Annotated in this window: 3 protein-coding genes; 1 reads left to right on the plus strand and 2 read right to left on the minus strand. The window is 44.6% G+C overall.

Features of this window, described 5'->3' with window-relative positions; all coding sequences use genetic code 11:
- Positions 1 to 245: 245 nt before the first annotated feature.
- Complete coding sequence (locus AB1756_06505; protein ID MEW5806978.1) at positions 246 to 1112, minus strand: IS3 family transposase; 867 nt, start codon at positions 1110 to 1112, stop codon at positions 246 to 248.
- Between the two features lie 2 nt (positions 1113 to 1114).
- Entirely contained in the window at positions 1115 to 1408 is a 294-nt protein-coding gene (locus tag AB1756_06510) for a transposase (GenBank protein MEW5806979.1), read from the minus strand.
- 363 nt (positions 1409 to 1771) lie between these two features.
- Here AB1756_06510 and AB1756_06515 point away from each other — a divergent pair, with 363 nt between their 5' ends.
- Positions 1772 to 2245 carry a hydrogenase maturation protease gene (locus tag AB1756_06515; GenBank protein MEW5806980.1) on the plus strand — a complete coding sequence of 158 codons (474 nt, stop codon included), beginning with the start codon at positions 1772 to 1774 and terminating at the stop codon, positions 2243 to 2245.
- Positions 2246 to 2383: the final 138 nt, after the last annotated feature.

Below are 2383 nucleotides of genomic sequence, written 5' to 3' on the forward strand. Positions count from 1 at the left end.
TTTCATGATTTCCTCCCACCCTATGGGTTAAGGACAGCAAAGTTGCTGTCTGTTGTTTTTTGTTTCATATCAACAGTATAACTCATTGGGTGGGATTTCTTATGCTAAAAATCGCTCAAACTAGGTTCTTGATATATACATAAAATCAAGCCTGTTCTCACAAGCAGCAGAAAGTTTACGGGAGCTCCTAATGTAATGCACCCTAAAAATCAAGACACTTTTTTGATCTTTTTGAGTTAGAGTTTTCATGCTGCCTGTTTTAAGATTTCCTGGTTATACTTCTCTTCAAACTCCATCGGGCTAAGATATTCCAGCGTAGAATGAACATACAGTTGGTTGTAATCCATTCCAATCCAGGATTCTATCTTTTCCCTTGCCTCTTCCAGAGAAGAGAACTCATTCAGCCAGAGGAGCTCCTCTTTCATCGTTCTGATCACCCTTTCGGTATCAGAGTTTCCTTTAGGGTTATCATAAGACGTAAAGATCTGTTCGATCTCCAAGGTCTTCATATCCTTCATGAAACTGGTCGATGTGGGCTGAGACCCATTGTCACTGATCAGTTTCAAGTCGGCTCCTCTGACCCCCTGCGGGAACTCCCTCGAAATCCCCATCTCTAAAGCTTCCCTCCATTCCTGACTCCGGGATCTCAAAGAAACCTTCCAGCCCACGATCTTCTTCGTATACCAATCCAGAACAAGAACCAGGTAAACCCATCCTAATGTGTTGATCAGAAACTTCGTCATATCGATTCCCCAGAATTGTCTGGGCCTTGTCGCTCTGGGTTTACTTCTCTGAGGCGTCCTTTTGGCCTTGTGAATCGTTCGCTTCACCGTTAGCCCATTCTCCCTCATGATCCGATAGACCTTCTTGCAGTTGACGGTGATTCCTTCCCGATGCTTGAGCCACGCCCTCACCCTCCGGTATCCCCAAAAAGGATGAGCCTCACAGATCTTCCTGGTCAACACAAGAAGAGCTTTATCGTCCTTTCTTGCTGGCTTGTTGGCCTTTCCTCCTTTCTTCTTCCTTCGGGAATAATAACCGCTCCGGCTGATCCCAAAAGTCTCACAAAGGAATGATACTGAATGCCCTTCCTGTCTGAGCTGCTCTACCATTCCTACCTCCGGCTCATGATCTCTTCCGTTTTTTTTAGTATGTCAATCTGCAGGGCTTGCTTCCCCACAAGCTTCTGAAGTCTCTCGACCTCTTGCCTTAAGGAACTCTCCCCTGAAAAGTCTGTCTTGCCTTCCAAACCTTTCTTACCAGCTTCTAAGAACCGATCCCGCCATTTGTAAAACTGAGTCTGAGAAACTTGATGCTCCCGGCAGATCTCAGAGATCGGCGTCTGTCCTTTGAGCCCCTCAAGAACGATAGCTAACTTTTCTTCGATGGTCCATTTTCTTCCTGTCATGAGATCCTCCTCGTATGAAAATTTGAGTGCTCCATAATTGTTATTCTACAGGAGCTGATCTCTAACCCAAAGACCTGTCTACATCCAAAGGGGAGCAATATATGTGCACCTCCTTTTTCATCACTTGTTTTTCTTTTCTTCCTTCCCCTCTTGACAATTATTTTTCTACAAGGATATGATGATTGGGTAAGCTGATCATAGCTTAGCAGCCAACAGAGAAGCAAAATTGCGGCAAGCTGAAAAATGAAATTCTTAACCTTTGAGAACCTCATTAACTGTATTTATCAACGTAACATCTTAAAAGTCTTTTAAGATAATTCTATGGTTGAAGGTTCACCTCGCTAATCCTTTAGTGAATCAAAAATGGAAAGCAGAGCAAAAAAGAATCTGCTCATCGGACTGGGGAATACCCTCCTCAAAGATGACGGCGTTGGTGTCTACGCTGATGAAAAGATAAAAGAGATGCACCCGGATGAGGCATGGGACATCGAAGTCAGTGCGCTGTCCGGGGGCAAGCTCTTAGAAATAATCCTCGGCTATCGCAACGTCATTGTCGTCGATTCCATACTCATCGATGACAGAAGCCCGGGAGAGATTATCACGTTCGATATCAGCGAAATGAAATCCCCCTTCGGACCCTCCCCCCACTATATGGGTCTTCCCCACATGCTTGCGACTGCAAAGCGTATGAACCTCGAGATCCCCGAGAAGATCAGGGTCGTGGCCATCAATGTGAAAGACCCATACACGTTCCATGAAGGTTTGAGCAGTGAAATCGAAAAAGCCCTGCCCAGGCTGGTAGAAGAGATAGAGCACGAGATGATCTCTTACGTTTAACCTTGACGCTCTTGATTCATCTTCTACAGTTTGGGAGCTCTCATCACTCTAGAACCCTTGATTTTATTGAGTTCTTCTCTCATCCCTCACCAAAACCTGGTGCCAATATATTTGAGATAATTTTAAAATATATCTTGA

It is taken from the genome of Acidobacteriota bacterium (genome assembly GCA_040752675.1).
Lineage (GTDB): Bacteria > Acidobacteriota > Polarisedimenticolia > JBFMGF01 > JBFMGF01 > JBFMGF01.